At 66.4% G+C, this 13,868-nt stretch carries 15 protein-coding genes; 7 read left to right on the plus strand and 8 right to left on the minus strand.

All coding sequences use genetic code 11. From position 1 onward, the window contains the following. Positions 1-37: 37 nt before the first annotated feature. Entirely contained in the window at positions 38-649 is a 612-nt protein-coding gene (locus ASE64_RS02030) for a TetR/AcrR family transcriptional regulator (protein ID WP_055775205.1), read from the minus strand. 54 nt (positions 650-703) lie between these two features. Between ASE64_RS02030 and ASE64_RS02035 the strand changes: the two genes are divergently transcribed. The 5 genes from ASE64_RS02035 (at position 704) to add (ending at position 5,959) form a co-directional block, all read left to right on the plus strand. After that, complete coding sequence (locus ASE64_RS02035) at positions 704-1,501, plus strand: SDR family NAD(P)-dependent oxidoreductase (protein WP_055775208.1); 798 nt, start codon at positions 704-706, stop codon at positions 1,499-1,501. Between the two features lie 106 nt (positions 1,502-1,607). Next, the gene (locus ASE64_RS02040; RefSeq protein WP_055775211.1) at positions 1,608-3,053 is read left to right on the plus strand and encodes a purine-cytosine permease family protein; all 1,446 of its coding nucleotides are present in this window, start codon (positions 1,608-1,610) and stop codon (positions 3,051-3,053) included. After that, the gene (locus ASE64_RS02045; protein ID WP_055775214.1) at positions 3,050-3,505 is read left to right on the plus strand and encodes a nucleoside deaminase; all 456 of its coding nucleotides are present in this window, start codon (positions 3,050-3,052) and stop codon (positions 3,503-3,505) included. Before ASE64_RS02040 ends, ASE64_RS02045 begins: the two co-directional genes overlap by 4 nt. Then, complete coding sequence (locus tag ASE64_RS02050) at positions 3,502-4,878, plus strand: NtaA/DmoA family FMN-dependent monooxygenase (protein WP_055775217.1); 1,377 nt, start codon at positions 3,502-3,504, stop codon at positions 4,876-4,878. The genes ASE64_RS02045 and ASE64_RS02050 overlap by 4 nt, the downstream gene beginning before the upstream one ends. Positions 4,879-4,882: 4 nt before the next feature. Further along, positions 4,883-5,959, plus strand: coding sequence for an adenosine deaminase (gene add / locus ASE64_RS02055; RefSeq protein WP_055775220.1), 1,077 nt, complete (start codon positions 4,883-4,885; stop codon positions 5,957-5,959). Here add and ASE64_RS02060 read toward each other — a convergent pair. Next, positions 5,906-7,456: an MFS transporter gene (locus ASE64_RS02060; RefSeq protein ID WP_055775223.1), complete on the minus strand. Its 1,551-nt coding sequence runs from the start codon at positions 7,454-7,456 to the stop codon at positions 5,906-5,908. The two genes, add and ASE64_RS02060, sit on opposite strands and share 54 nt — an antisense overlap. Positions 7,457-7,625: 169 nt before the next feature. On the opposite strand from ASE64_RS02060, the gene ASE64_RS02065 reads away from it, so the two are divergent. Further along, positions 7,626-8,228 (plus strand): TetR/AcrR family transcriptional regulator, encoded by a 603-nt coding sequence (locus ASE64_RS02065; RefSeq protein WP_235480468.1) that lies wholly within the window; start codon positions 7,626-7,628, stop codon positions 8,226-8,228. Between the two features lie 66 nt (positions 8,229-8,294). Here ASE64_RS02065 and serA read toward each other — a convergent pair whose 3' ends face one another. Further along, positions 8,295-9,884, minus strand: a complete 1,590-nt coding sequence (gene serA, locus ASE64_RS02070; protein ID WP_055775227.1) for a phosphoglycerate dehydrogenase — start codon at positions 9,882-9,884, stop codon at positions 8,295-8,297. An 88-nt stretch (positions 9,885-9,972) separates the two neighbouring features. On the opposite strand from serA, the gene ASE64_RS02075 reads away from it, so the two are divergent. After that, on the plus strand, positions 9,973-10,374 hold the full coding sequence (locus ASE64_RS02075) for a DoxX family protein (protein ID WP_055775230.1): 402 nt from the start codon (positions 9,973-9,975) through the stop codon (positions 10,372-10,374). Here ASE64_RS02075 and ASE64_RS02080 read toward each other — a convergent pair. Genes ASE64_RS02080 through ilvC form a run of 5 tightly spaced genes read right to left on the minus strand, consistent with a single transcriptional unit; the run spans position 10,371 to position 13,837 of the window. Next, complete coding sequence (locus ASE64_RS02080) at positions 10,371-10,733, minus strand: hypothetical protein (protein WP_055775233.1); 363 nt, start codon at positions 10,731-10,733, stop codon at positions 10,371-10,373. The genes ASE64_RS02075 and ASE64_RS02080 overlap by 4 nt on opposite strands. A gap of 9 nt (positions 10,734-10,742) precedes the next feature. Beyond that, the gene (locus tag ASE64_RS02085; protein WP_055775235.1) at positions 10,743-11,240 is read right to left on the minus strand and encodes a hypothetical protein; all 498 of its coding nucleotides are present in this window, start codon (positions 11,238-11,240) and stop codon (positions 10,743-10,745) included. A 30-nt stretch (positions 11,241-11,270) separates the two neighbouring features. Then, on the minus strand, positions 11,271-12,074 hold the full coding sequence (locus tag ASE64_RS02090) for a DUF1684 domain-containing protein (protein WP_055777293.1): 804 nt from the start codon (positions 12,072-12,074) through the stop codon (positions 11,271-11,273). Positions 12,075-12,090: 16 nt separating this feature from the next. Beyond that, complete coding sequence (locus ASE64_RS02095) at positions 12,091-12,846, minus strand: DUF998 domain-containing protein (RefSeq protein ID WP_055775238.1); 756 nt, start codon at positions 12,844-12,846, stop codon at positions 12,091-12,093. Further along, positions 12,812-13,837, minus strand: coding sequence for a ketol-acid reductoisomerase (ilvC, locus tag ASE64_RS02100; protein ID WP_055775241.1), 1,026 nt, complete (start codon positions 13,835-13,837; stop codon positions 12,812-12,814). Before ilvC ends, ASE64_RS02095 begins: the two co-directional genes overlap by 35 nt. Positions 13,838-13,868 lie beyond the last annotated feature (31 nt).

The following is a 13,868-nucleotide window of genomic DNA, read 5'->3' on the forward strand; positions in this document are numbered from 1 at the left end:
GTGCGGAATCGATACGTGCAAGGTTACTTGTCCACACCTACCGGGTGGTTGCGACGTGGTGAAGCGGCGCCAGAGCGTTGTCGAGCGCGGCTTCCAGCGGCCACGCGGACCGCTCGGGTTGACTGAGTACTAGACCGCCCTGGATCGCCGCGAGGATGACGGTGGCGATCCTTTGCGAATCGGCCGAGCTGTCGACCGATCCCGCTGCCTTCATGCGCCGAACCCCGTCGGCGAGCTGCTCACGCCAGTCGCGCATCGTCGTCGCGATCGCACTTGCCAGATCGGAGTCGGTCGTCGCGGCCTGCGTCGCGAGCGAGCCGATCGGACATGCCCAACGGCCCCGGGCGATGTAGTACTCGACAAGCATTCGCCGCCAGCGCTCCCAGGACTCCCACGACCCGAGATCATGAATCTCGGGCTCCTGCGCTTCGAGAAGCTGTCGTCCTTCCCACGCGGCGACCTCACGAACCAGCTCCGCTTTGCCGCCAGGAAAGTAGTGGAACAGCTGGCTCTTGCTGGTCAGGGTGGCCGCTCGCACCGTGTCGAGTGTGGTGCCGCCGATTCCCGACGCGAGGATCTGCTCCCCCGTGGCCTCGATGATCCGCTGGCGCGTCAGGCGCCCTCGCTCGGTGATCTTCGACGAATCCATCTGTTCAGCTTAACGCATTGGACCACAAGGTCCATTTAATGCTAGGAATGGACCATGAAGTCCAATCAAGAAATTCTCCAGTCCCTTCCCACAGATGCCCGCCTGGCAGGGCGCACTGCCGTCGTCACCGGCTCCAGCAGCGGAATCGGCGAGGCCATCGCCCGAGTGCTCGCCGCATCCGGTGCCACCGTGGTCGTCAACGGCCGCGACGACGCCCGCTCCCAGGAGGTTGCGAGCTCGATCATCGATGCGGGGGGTTCGGCCCACGTCGTGACCGCGGACCTGGCCGGCAGCTACGACGATCTACGCACCTTTGCCAGACTTGCCAAGGAAGCGCTCGGCGGACGCGTCGACATCCTCGTCAACAACGCCGGAATCTATCCGGCGCCGCCCACAGCGGATCTCTCCGACGCGGACCTCGACGCGGTGCTGGCCATCAACGTGCGTGCACCCCACGTGCTCGTTGCCGAATTCGCCCCCGCGATGGCCGAGCGCGGCACCGGGTCGATCATCAATATCGGCTCGTGGATGTCCCGCGTGGGTGTTCCGTTCGGCGCCATCTACACGGCATCGAAGGCCGCCCTCGAACAGATGACGCGCACCTGGGCGGCAGAGTTCGGGCCGCAGGGAGTCAACGTGAACACTGTCGCACCGGGCGCGACGAGCACCCCGGGCAACGCCGACAGCGCGGAGATCCTCGCAATCATGACCGCAGCGACGGCCGCCGGCCGCCCGGTTCGGCCGGTCGACATCGCCTTCGCCGTTCGCTACCTCGCGTCGGACGAGGCGTCGTTCATGCACGGCACCGTCATGGACATCGATGGTGGAATCGTCAACACCCGGCTCGGCTGAGATGACCCGGGTTCGACAGAGCGCTTTCGTTTCGATCGTGTAAATGGCCTGTAACGCGTTGTCGCAACGCAGGCTTCTGCGAGTTCGGCGGTTCTAGGCTCCGATCATGACAGTGACCGCACCCCCGAAAACGCGACTCGTCGAGCCCGGAGGCATCGAGCCGATCTCGTCGAACAGGCGCCACGGGTCACCGTGGCAGTTGTTCGCGACCTGGTCCTCACCCAACCTCGAGTTCGCCACGATCTTCGTGGGAGTCATCGCCGTTCTCTACTTCGGCCTGAGCTTCTGGCAGGCGGTGGCCGCGGTATTGCTGGGCAATTTCCTGGGAAGCCTGAGCCAGGGGTTCCTGTCGACCTGGGGGCCGCGCGAAGGTCTCGCCCAGATGCTGCTCGGTCGCACGGCATTCGGGTTCTGGGGCAACATCATTCCTGCCGGTCTCAACACGGCCATGGCCGGGCTCGGCTGGTTCGCCGTCAATTCCATCAGCGGGGCCTTCGCGTTGGCCACTCTTACGGGCTGGAGCCCGGTGCTCACCCTCGCCATCGTGGTTGTCGTCGAGGTGACGGTCGCATTCGTCGGCCACGACATCGTGCAGCTCTTCGAGCGGTACGCCATGTTCGTGCTGGGTGCGATCTTCCTGGTCGCCGGCATCTTCATCCTGGTGAACGCCGACACATCGGCCCCAGCAAGCGGAGACGGCTCCGGCGGATTCGGCGGCTTCGCGGGCTTCATGCTCGCGGCCGGCGCCGCGTTCGGATACACGGCCGGCTGGAACCCGTACGCCTCGGACTACACCCGCTACCTACCAGCCGGCACGAACCGCAGAACCATCGCCGTCGCATCCGGTCTGGGCAACTTCGTTTCGACCAGCTTTCTCATGATCGTGGGTGCGGCATCCGCCACGATCGTGCACACCGGTCTGGCCGAGGACGCCAGCCCCACCGACTCGTTCACCGCTGGCATGCCCGGCTGGATCTCGGCTCTCACGCTGCTTGCCATTGCCGTGGGAGCCATCTCGGCGAACGCGCTGAATATCTACTCCGGGTCGATGTCCTTCCTCGCGATCGGCATCAAGATTCCCTTCGAACGGCGCCGGGCCATCGTGGCGCTCGGTTTCGGCGTGCTGGGCTTCGTGATCGCCCTGCTCGCCGTGCCTGACGCCGGCGCGAGCTATGAGAACTTCCTGCTCGTGATCGCCTACTGGATCGCACCGTGGCTCGGCATCGTTCTCGCCGATCGCTGGTTGCGGCGCGGGACAGCCGTGCTGGCACTCGTCGTCGACGAGAAGAACAAGTACCGCAACCCCGCAGGCATCGTCGCGTTCGTCGTCGCCGCGGTGGTCTCGATCGGGCTCTTCTCCAACCAGGCCGTCTACGTCGGCCTGCTCGTGCGAGTCGCGCCTGAGATCGGCGATCTCACAGCGCTGGTCGGCTTCGTCGTCGCCGGGCTGCTGTACGTCGTCGTCTTCCGCTTGATCCGGCCGGTTCTCGGACCTCCCCTGTCGGCCGAGACGACCACGATGCCAGCCGAGCGAGTGGAGGCCTCCGCGTGATCTACGAGACCGACGCAGACAAGTTGTCCGTCGCTCGCGACGAGGCGAGAAAGGGAGCCGCGGAAGGCGGCATCCCGATCGGCGCAGCCCTGTTCACCAGCGCGGGGGTGTTGCTCGGCAGCGGCCACAACCGCCGCGTACAAGACGGCGACGCGGCGATGCACGCCGAGACGAACGCTTTCCACAACGCCGGGCGCCAGCGCAGCTACCGAGACACGGTCATGGTCACCACTCTCTCGCCGTGCTGGTACTGCTCGGGCCTCGTGCGCCAGTTCGGAATCGGCCGCGTCGTGGTCGGAGACGACGAGAACTTTCTGGGCGGCCAGGACTGGGTCGCGGAACACGGCTGCGAGGTCACCGTGGTCAACGATCCTGAGCTCATCACGATGATGGCTGCGTTCATCGAGGGCAACCCGGCGCTGTGGAACGAGGACATCGGCGAGGAGTCATGACGAAACAGCTCGTACTCGGGGCGTTCGAGGAGTTCACCCCGAATTTCATCGCCAACGCGTGGCACCATGAGCGAGGAGACACCAGTGCGTTCGCGACGCTGGAGTTCTGGCAGGACCTGGCGGCCCGCCTGGACGCGGCCGGGTTCGACTTCTTCTTTCTGGCAGAGGCCATCGGCTATCCGATGAACGACGCCGGGCAGGTGCCCGAGGCCGTCATCCGCGACGCCGTGCAGTTCCCCGTTCACGATCCGCTCGCGCTGATCTCCGGTCTCGCGACTGCTGCCCCGCGCATCGGCTTCGTCGCAACAGCATCGACGACGGCCCAGCACCCGCTGCTCAACGCACGCACCTTCACCACCCTCGACCACCTCACCGGCGGACGGATGGGCTGGAACATCGTCACGAGCGACAATCAGCAGGCCCTCGTGCGCCTGCTCGGCCAGACGGATGTGACGCCTCACGACGAGCGCTACGCCCGCGCGACCGAGTTCGTCGATCTGACGCTGCGCCTCTGGGAAGAGGCATGGGACGACGGCGCGGTCCTCGCCGACAAGGCGAGCCGCACGTTCTCCGATCCCACGAAAGTGCACCGCATCGAGCACGAGGGAAAATACTTCCGGTTCGACGGCTACTTCCCCGCCACTCCGTCTCCGCAGCGCACACCGACCCTCTTCCAGGCGGGCACCTCGGCAGCCGGGACCGCCTTCGCCGCGCGGTACGCCGAATGCGTGTTCACTCAGGACAGGGAAGCTGCTCGACTCTCGGCGACCGTCACCCGCCTGCGCGCCCAGGCCGTCGCCGCAGGTCGACCGGCCGACTCCGTCAAGATCATCAACGGGGCGAGCTTCGTCATCGCCGACACGGCGGAGGAGGCGCAGCGCCTGCGGGCGGAGCTCAACGCCACCCCCTCCAGGGAGGCGACCGCGGCCCTGTTCCTCGGCTGGTCAGGAGTCGACCTCGGCGCCCTCGACCCCGAGGCGACACTCGACTCCGTCTCGACCGAGGTGGGCCACACGATGATCGAGATGTGGCGCAATCCGAACGGCTCGAGCCCGACCATCGGCGAGATCCTCGACTCGCTCGCATCGACCTTCGGCGGGATGCGCTTCACCGGAACTGCCGAGTCGATCGCGACCGAAATCGCGGCTCTCGTGGAGGAGACCGACATCGACGGGTTCCTCGTCGAGAACTGGTACGGCGGCTACGAGGGCTATCGCGACTTCGTCGAGCAGTTGATGCCCGTTCTGAGGGAGCGCGGGCTTCTGCCTCATGTCCCCCGGTCTGGCACCCTTCGCAGCATGCTGACCGGAGAGTCCGACGTGCCTGAGTGGCACCCGGCTCGCGCCGTCCGCGGCGCCCAGAGCAGCACCTGAGGCGATGGACGATCCTCTCGACGGCGCCACGGAGGCGCTCCTTGTCGCGCTTCCCAAGGTGTCGTTGCACAACCACCTCATCGGGGCTGTCTCGGCCCAGACGGTGCTCGATCTCGCTCGAAAGCACGACGTCGTCCTCGACGGTGGTCGCGACGCGGAGTCGCTGTACGACCACGGCTCCTACGAGGACCTGAACGAGTTTCTGCGCGTACTGGATGTCGCGGGTTCCGTCATGAGAGACGCCGACGACTTCCGCCGGGTCGCCTTCGAGACCCTGACCGACGGAGGGGCGGCGCTCGGCGTCGTGCACCGAGAGATCTTCCTCAGCCCACCCGGGCATCCGGGCGTGTCCTATCGCACGATCATCGACGGCGTGCTGGCGGGCATGCGCGACGCAGAGGCGGAGACGGGCATCACCAGTCGCATGGTAATCGGCCTCAACCGCAACGACTCCACGTCGGCCGCAGTCGAGCTGGTCGAGCAAGTCCTCGAGTACCGCATCGACGAGGTCGTGGGCATCGGCCTCGACTACTCCGAGTCGATCGGGCCTCCGGCGCGCTTCATCGAGGCGTTCAGGCTCGCGGGCCGATCAGGACTTCATCGCACCGCCCACTCCGAGAGCGGCCCACCCGCGAACATCGAGGTCATCCTCGACGAGCTCGGAGGAGAGCGCATCGACCACGGCTACCACGTCGTCGACGACGCCCGCATCACGGCGCGGTGCGTGGCGGAAGGCATCACCTTCACATGCACTCCCGTGAGCTCCGACATCGGCCGGTACTCCGGGAGCGGCGACGGATCGCACCGTCGGATCGCCCAGATGGTCGACGCGGGCCTGCGCATCACCATCGACTCCGACGACCCGCCCATGTTCGGCACCGATGCCGTCAACGACTTCCGAGCACTCTCCCGCGCTCTCGGCTACGGGCTGCCCGAGTTCGCCGACTTCACCCGGAACGCGGTGAACGCGGCCTGGCTGGACGGCAGCGACCGGGCGGCCCTCTCACAGGTCGTCGAGTCGCGACTCTCAGCCCTCGGAGCGAGCTCGGCGCAGAGAGACCAGGGCCAGCACGATCGCTAGCGCCATCAGGCCGACGCCGATCCCCGAGGTGAGCACCACGCCGCTGTCGAACGACGCGCGAGCCGACTCGAGCAGGGAGGCTCCGGCCGGACCACCGACCGACTCGGCCACCGAGACAGCTCCACCGAGCGTCTCTCGTGCCGTGTCCGCATCCTGGGAGCTGAGCCCGGCGGGCAGGCTGACCCCGCCCCGGTAGGCCGCTGTCAGAATGCTGCCCAGCACGGCGGTGCCGAGCACGGCTCCGAGCTCGTACGAGGTCTCCGATACCCCGGATGCCGCGCCGGCCTTGTCTGCGGGCACCGACGAGATGATCAAGTCGTTCGAGATCGTCTCCGCAGCGCCGATACCGAGGCCAAGAACAGCGAACGCGATCGCCAGTGTCGCCTCGCTCGCGTGCTGCCCGGTGACCATGATGATGGCGTAGCCGGTGCCGGCGAGTGCAAGACCGGTCGCGACGACGACACTCGGCCTGACGATGCGCACGATGGGAACGACGACGAGACCCGCCACGACCATCACGATCAGCCCGGGAACCAGCGCCAGAGCCGCGTCGAGGGGGCGCATCCCCAGCACGAGCTGCAGATGCTGCGAGACGAAGAAGAGGAACCCGACGAGCGAGAAGACGCTCACCAGGTTGATGAGCACGGCGCCGGTGAACACGCCGCGACGGAACAGCCTCATGTCGAGCATGGGGTTCTCCCGAGAGAGCTGACGGCGCACGAAGAGCGTTCCCGCCGCCGCGCCGGTCAGCACCAGAAGCACCTGGAGCCATTCGAAGCCGTGCGTCGCGAACTCCTTGATCGCGAAAACGAAGGGAACCAGCGTGATCATTGTGAGGCCGATGCTCACGACGTCGATGCGCCCCGGGTGCGGGTCTCGAGACTCGGGCACGAGTAGCGGCGCGAACACGAGCAGCGGAATCAACACGGGCACGGCGATGAGGAAGACGGAACCCCACCAGTAGTGCTCGAGCAGGATGCCGCCCACGATGGGGCCGAGCGCGGAGCCCGCGGCGAAGCCGGACGCCCAGATGGCGATCGCGAGTCGACGCTGCTGGCGATCAAGGAAGATGCTGCGCAACAGCGAGAGCGTCGACGGCATGAGCATGGCACCGAAGAAGCCGAGGCCGGCACGAGCGAGAATCAGCAGTTCGGCCGTGGGTGCGAAGGCCGCGACGATCGACACGAGAGCGAACCCCGTGGCGCCGATCAGCAGCAGGCGACGTCGACCCCAGCGGTCGCCGAGGTTACCCATGGCCACGAGCAGCCCCGCGAGCACCAGCGGGTAGGCGTCGATGATCCAGAGCTGCGCTGCGGCAGACGGTCGAAGCGACTCGGAGATCACCGGCAGTGCGAAGCTCAGCACCGTGTTGTCGACGCTGGAGATGAGCACGGGCAGCATCAAGACGGCCAACGCGAGCCAATTGCGAAGGGAGGCGCGGGGCGGCCGCGCGGCGTCGGAGCGCTGGGCGGGCGTGGGGGTCGTGAGCAGAGCCATGATCTGTGTTTCTTCGTTTCGTTTCGTATGCGGTACGGCTATCACTATACCGTCCAGTCGGTACAGTAGCCACCTCCTCAACGGCGGATATCGTCTCCGCATTCCCCGATGGCCCGATGATTTTGTGTCGAGGACACCCGATGCCGCCGAGGCGGCTACCATCGAACCGATGCCCGCCACCCCAGAGAACCCGCCGACCGACTCCGTCGCGCCCGCCGCGTCATCCACTCGCGACCGCATCCTCGATGCCTTCGCCGAACTGCTCGGCGAGCACGGCGAGCGCGCAGCGACACTCGATGCGGTAGCCGCCGCGGCAGGCGTGTCGAAGGGCGGGCTGCTGTATCACTTCGGCTCCAAAGAGGCCCTGATCGCGGGCGTGCTCCAACGCCTGGCAGAACTCGTGGCGAGCGATGTCGAGGCCATCCGCGCCTCGCCGGCCGGGCCCGTCGCCCAGCTGATCCGCTCGTCGATGGCCACGGGAAGCGCCCTCGACAAGGCGCTCGTAGCGACCTCGCGTCTCGCGCAAGCGTCGAATTCGACCGCGCGCGACGCACTCCGCGCCGCCAACGACGCCTGGTACCAGATCGTGCTCGAGAGCACGGGCGACCCGGTGCTGTCGCGCGCGATCATGCTGATCAGCGACGGCCTCGCCTACGGCTCGGCATTCCTCCCCGAGTCCATGACTCCGGAGACGGCCGAGCTCACCAGCTCGGACATCGACGATCTCGTCGATCTGATCACCGAGGTAACAGCACAGCGCTCAGGCCACTGAGGCCATCGTTCCCCGAGCCTGTCGAAGGGCCTGTAGAGCGCTTCGACAAGCTCAGCGAACGGGTTCCTACTCCGTGAGGTCGATCTCCTGCAGCGAGTCGGCGTCGATGGCCGTACGCAGCTTCTCGAGCAGCTCGTCGGGGGCGGGAGAATCGACGGTCAGTACGCTGAGCGCCTTGCCGCCGGCCACGTGCCGTGCGATCTGCATTCCGGCGATGTTGATGTCGGCGTCGCCGAACTCCTTGCCGTAGATGGCGACGATTCCGGGGCGGTCGTCGTAGGTCATCACGATGAGGTGCTCTGCGAAGGGAACCTCCACGTCGTAGCCGTTGATCTCGACGATCTTCTCGATCTGCTTGGTTCCGGTCAGCGTTCCCGATACCGAGATCTGCGATCCGTCGCTGAGCGCGCCCTCGAGCGTGATGAGGTTGCGGTACTCCTCGGAGACCGCCTCGGTGATCAGGCGCGTCGTCACGCCGCGCTGCTCGGCGAGCAGGGGTGCGTTGACGTACGAGACCGTCTCGCTGACGACGTTCGTGAAGATGCCCTTGAGGGCGGCGAGCTTGAGAACGCTCACGTCGAAGTCGACGATCTCGCCGCGCACGATGACATCGACGCTGGTGAGCGGGCTGTGCGCGAGGCCGGAGAACACCTGTCCGAGCTTCTCGACCAGCGGGATGCCGGGGCGCACCGTCGGGTCGATGACTCCGCCGGCCACATTCACGGCATCCGGAACCAGCTCGCCCGACAGGGCCAGGCGAACCGACTTGGCCACCGAGACACCCGCCTTCTCCTGCGCCTCGTCGGTGGATGCGCCCAGGTGGGGCGTGACCACGACGTTGGGCAGGGCGAGCAACGGCGAATCGGTGGGCGGCTCGCTGACGAACACGTCGAGTCCGGCTCCCGCGATGGTTCCGGCGGTGAGCGCCCGGTGGAGCGCGTCTTCGTCGATGAGACCGCCGCGGGCGACGTTGACGATGAACGAGGTGGGCTTCATCAGCGCCAGCTGCTCGTCGCTGATCATGCCGGTGGTCTCGGGCGTCTTCGGCATGTGGATGGTGATGAAGTCGCTCTGGGCGAGCAGCTCGTCGAGGCTGAGCAGCGTGACGCCGAGCTGCTGCGCGCGAGCCGAGGTGACGTAGGGGTCGTAGGCGACGACGTTCGTGCCGAAGGCCTGCATGCGTGCCGTGATGAGCGCGCCGATGCGGCCGAGACCGATGATTCCGATCGTCTTCTCGTAGAGTTCGACGCCGGTGTAGGCGCTGCGCTTCCACTTGCCCTCGGCGAGAGCGGAGTGAGCGGCCGGGATGTGACGGGCGAGGCTCAGAATGTGGCCGACGGTGAGTTCTGCGGCCGAGATGATGTTCGACGTGGGGGCGTTGACCACCATGACGCCGGCGGCCGTGGCCGCCTTGATGTCGACGTTGTCGAGACCCACACCGGCACGCGCGATGACCTTGAGCTGGGGCGCCGCGGCGATGGCCTCAGCGTCGACCTTCGTCGCAGAGCGCACGAGGATGGCGTCGGCCGTCGACAATGCGGAGAGCAGTGCCGGCCTGTCGGTTCCATCGACGTTGACCACCTCGAAGTCGGGGCCGAGCGCCTCGACAGTGGCGGGTGAGAGTTCTTCGGCGATCAAGACGACCGGTTTCGACACGGATCGGATCCTTCGGTTTGGCTCTGTAAAGAGGATTTCCGCGGGACTGCGCGGCCAGAACCATATTAGGGGCAGGCACAATGAGCACATGACCGATGCGACTCTGACCGTAATAGTGACGATCGTCCGCATCGCTATCGCGGTGGTCTTCATCGCCATGGGCATCAACCACTTCGTTCCGAAGTCGGCGCGGGTCATGGCCAAGATGATCCCGCCGTCGCTTCGCCGCGACGGCCTCTTCGCCCCTCTGAACCTCGTCTACCTCACAGGAGCCTGTGAGATCGCGGGCGGAGTCGGCCTGCTCGTGCCGCAGACCCGGCTCGCGGCGGCCATCGCGCTCGTCGTCTTCCTTGCCGCCGTCTTTCCCGCGAACGCGTACGCGGCTGCCCATCGGGAGCGTTTCGGCGCGGTCGCCATCCCGTTCTGGCCGCGACTGGTGGCCCAGAGCGTCTTGGCCGCCTTGATCGTGTGGGTCGGCGTCGCCGCCTAGAGCCCGCCGAGCAGCAGCGACTCCAGGTCGGCCTTGATCACCATCGCTACGGCGAGGGCTACGAGGAAGACGATCGCCTTCGCCCATGCAGGCAGACGCCAACCGACGAGGAAGCCCACCCCGTAGGTGACGATCGGCGCGGCGATCGAGCCGATGAAGACGAGCCACGACAGACCGGTGAGGCCGAGACCGAAGGTGGCGATCGCCTCGAAGAGGTTGGCCACCCCGACCCATACCCAGATGGCGGAGATCAGAGCGAAGAGCAGGGCGATGCCCCAGCCGACCTTCTTCGAGAAGGTGAGTTCGCGAAAGCTCGAGTGTGTGGCGGCGGCGGGCTGTGCTGCGGTGTTCTTGGTCATGGCGAGGTCCTATGCTCCCTGAATGAAGGGCCAGGGCACGAGCACGAAGACTCCGAGCAACAGCCAGCCGAGGCGGGATCGCCAGGTTCTCTTCTGCGTGAGCAGCAGGGTGGACACGAACCACAGCGGCGCCGCGGCAATCGAGAGGAACTGCCCGATACGGAAGCAGATCTCGAGGAAGAGGCTGTCGAGTGGAAAGAATGTGACGGTCGTGCGGGCCACCACGATGCCCCACCCGATGGTGAAGAGCAGGTAGACGCCGCCGAGGATTCCCAGCGTGATCAGGGCCGCGGAGCTCAGCTGCGCCGACGCCTTCTCGGCCGCGGCCAGCTCTGCCTCGACCTCGGCGTCTTCGGCGAGCTCAGCCTGCTCGAGAACGGTCGGAGCCTCGGGCCGCTCGGTGTTCGCGGGCCTGACCTCTGCGGCTTCGCCCGACTGGATGGGTGGCGTCAGCGTGGGGTCGTCGTCGCCGGCCCAGCTCAGGGCATCGTCGTTGCGGCTGGTCATGTAGGCAAGGTTAGCCGCTCGCCGCAGACGCTAAACCGAGAGGACGCGCTTCTCTCCCGCATCGACAGGGAACACGAAGCGATTCTGCTGCGGAGGCATCGGGCAGTTGAACCAGTCGGAGAATCCGCACGGCGGAATGTAGGCGCGGTTGAAGTCGAGCTCGACCGTGCCGTCTCGGCGAGGACGCACAGCGAGGAAGCGCCCCACGTCGTAGGTCTCGTCACCCGTGGTGAGATCCTGAAAGACGAGCAGCAGTTTTCCCTCGTCTTCGAAGGCCGCGAGTGTGCGCGATTGCCCGCCGATCACCACGTCGATGTCGCCGGGAAGAACCTCGTCGCGCAGGCGACCGTCGTCTTTGATGTGTTCGATGCCGATGGCGCGCTTCTCGGTCGGCGTGAACGTTCCCTCGAGAACCCATTCGGGCTTGAACGCGTAAGCGGAGATGCGATCGAAGTTCTCGGCCTTCTCGTTGGCCGGGTCCCAGACGCGCACGATGTAGTGCCCCTCGAGTCCGGAGTAGACCGTGCCTGTCACTCCCCCGCCGAAGGAGAGCGTCGACGGAACGACGGTGTCGGATCCGGCGATGTCGACCGTGCCGTCGACCAGCTCGCCGTCGACGCGGATGCCGTCGGTCGCGACCGCGGTGACCGTCACGCCGCCGCCGGCCGGGGTGGGCGCCCAGAGGCCGGGCACGCCGTCGATGGAGCGCTCGGAGTCGATCTCCGTAGTGCTGACGAGGGCCAGCGGACCCTGCGGCGAGGTGACGTAGCGGTGGCGAGTCTGGCGGAAGCGCAGGAAGTCGGCTTCGGCGGCGGAGGTAGAGGTGTTGTTCACAGCGTCCATGATCCTCTCAACTCGCAGCTCGCGCGTGCGATTCCCTTCGCCGCGACGATCGTCGCCGGTCGAGAGGTCGTGCTCCGAGGCAGACGACGAACGCCCAGCCGAGGATTCCGGCGAGGCAGATGCGCTCCGTGAGGCCGAGCATCGACGGAATCCACGCGATCGACACCGCGAGCGAGACGAGTCCGACCACAGCGACACCGAGCATGATGGCAGCCCTTCGGAGCACGCCGACCATCTCGGGTACCCGACGCATCCATAGCGTGAGAAGGATCATGGCGGCGAGGGCGGCAAGGAACCCGATGGTGGCGAACGCCACGTGCACCGCGCCCACCGTCGTCGTGGGTGCGATGCCGAACTCCCCGGGCGCATTCACATCGGTCGGGAAGAACACCAGCGCGGCCGAGCACAGACCGGCCACCGCGAGAAGCAGCGAACCCAGTCGCCTTGTCAGGGTGCTCGGTCCGATGCGAGCGACGACAAGGAGCACGCAGAACGTCATACCCGCTCTGGCGAGGAAATTGAGGTTCATCGCCCAGCCGAAAGGTCCGACAGCGAGATTGCTCTCGGCGTCGGATATCGGGCTGTAGTGAGGTGGCAGAAGCTGCAAGACCACGTCGATCACGACGTACGCGACGACGAGCGACAGGCCCGTACGGGCAGCGAATCGGAGAAACGGCGACGGCCGCCCCGACTGAGTCGGGGCGGCCGTCGTACTGTGAGTCAGGAGACTACCGGGCGGCGGAGCCGTCGGTGTAGTCGGCATCCTGCTGCTTCCAGGCGAACAGAGCGCGAAGCTCCTTGCCCGTGGCCTCGATGGGGTGCTGGGCACCCTTCTCGCGGAGCGCGAGGAACTCGGGGGCTCCGGCATCCTGGTCATCGATGAAGCGCTTCGCGAACGCGCCGTTCTGGATGTCGGCGAGAACGGCCTGCATGTTCGCCTTGACGTCGGGCGTGATGACGCGGGGGCCGGACACGTAGTCGCCGTACTCGGCCGTGTCGGAGACGCTCCAGCGCTGCTTCGCGATGCCGCCCTCCCACATGAGGTCGACGATGAGCTTCAGCTCGTGCAGCACCTCGAAGTAGGCGATCTGCGGCTGGTAGCCCGCCTCGGTGAGCGTCTCGAAGCCGTACTGGACGAGCTGCGAGACACCGCCGCAGAGAACGGCCTGCTCACCGAACAGGTCGGTCTCGGTCTCTTCGGTGAAGGTGGTCTTGATGCCACCGGCACGCAGTCCGCCGATCGCACGCGAGTACGACCATGCGAGGTCCCAGGCCGAGCCCGAGGCGTCCTTCTCGACGGCGACGATGACGGGAACGCCACGGCCTGCCTCGTACTCGCGACGAACGGTGTGGCCCGGGCCCTTGGGGGCGACCAGGATCACGTCGACGCCGTCGGGCGCCTGGATGTAGTCGTAGCGGATGTTGAAGCCGTGACCGAAGACGAGCGTCGCGCCCTGCTTGAGGCTGGGAGCGATGTCGTCACGGTAGATGTGACGCTGGAACTGGTCGGGTGCGAGCAGCACGATCACGTCGGACTGGGCGGTCGCATCGGCGACGCTGAGCACCGTGAAACCGGCCTCCTGAGCCTTGGCGATCGACTTCGATCCCTCTTTCAGTCCGATGACGACATCGACGCCCGAGTCGCGGAGGTTGAGCGCGTGGGCGTGGCCCTGCGAGCCATAGCCGACGACGGCCACCTTCTTGCCCTGGATGAGCGACAGGTCTGCATCTTTGTCGTAGAAGATTTCGGTCACTTTATTACTGCTCCTTGTTATGTGGGTGTTC

Source organism: Agreia sp. Leaf210, assembly GCF_001421485.1.
GTDB lineage: Bacteria > Actinomycetota > Actinomycetes > Actinomycetales > Microbacteriaceae > Agreia.

Coding starts and splice junctions, on each gene's coding strand:
- add (WP_055775220.1), top strand. CDS start 4,883: ATGGACGATCCTCTCGACGGCGCCACGGAGGCGCTCCTTGTCGCGCTT.
- ASE64_RS02075 (WP_055775230.1), top strand. CDS start 9,973: ATGACCGATGCGACTCTGACCGTAATAGTGACGATCGTCCGCATCGCT.
- ASE64_RS02060 (WP_055775223.1), bottom strand. CDS start 7,456: ATGGCTCTGCTCACGACCCCCACGCCCGCCCAGCGCTCCGACGCCGCG.
- ASE64_RS02095 (WP_055775238.1), bottom strand. CDS start 12,846: ATGCCGACTACACCGACGGCTCCGCCGCCCGGTAGTCTCCTGACTCAC.
- ASE64_RS02035 (WP_055775208.1), top strand. CDS start 704: ATGAAGTCCAATCAAGAAATTCTCCAGTCCCTTCCCACAGATGCCCGC.
- ASE64_RS02040 (WP_055775211.1), top strand. CDS start 1,608: ATGACAGTGACCGCACCCCCGAAAACGCGACTCGTCGAGCCCGGAGGC.
- ASE64_RS02080 (WP_055775233.1), bottom strand. CDS start 10,733: ATGACCAAGAACACCGCAGCACAGCCCGCCGCCGCCACACACTCGAGC.
- ASE64_RS02050 (WP_055775217.1), top strand. CDS start 3,502: ATGACGAAACAGCTCGTACTCGGGGCGTTCGAGGAGTTCACCCCGAAT.
- ASE64_RS02065 (WP_235480468.1), top strand. CDS start 7,626: ATGCCCGCCACCCCAGAGAACCCGCCGACCGACTCCGTCGCGCCCGCC.
- ASE64_RS02030 (WP_055775205.1), bottom strand. CDS start 649: ATGGATTCGTCGAAGATCACCGAGCGAGGGCGCCTGACGCGCCAGCGG.
- ASE64_RS02085 (WP_055775235.1), bottom strand. CDS start 11,240: ATGACCAGCCGCAACGACGATGCCCTGAGCTGGGCCGGCGACGACGAC.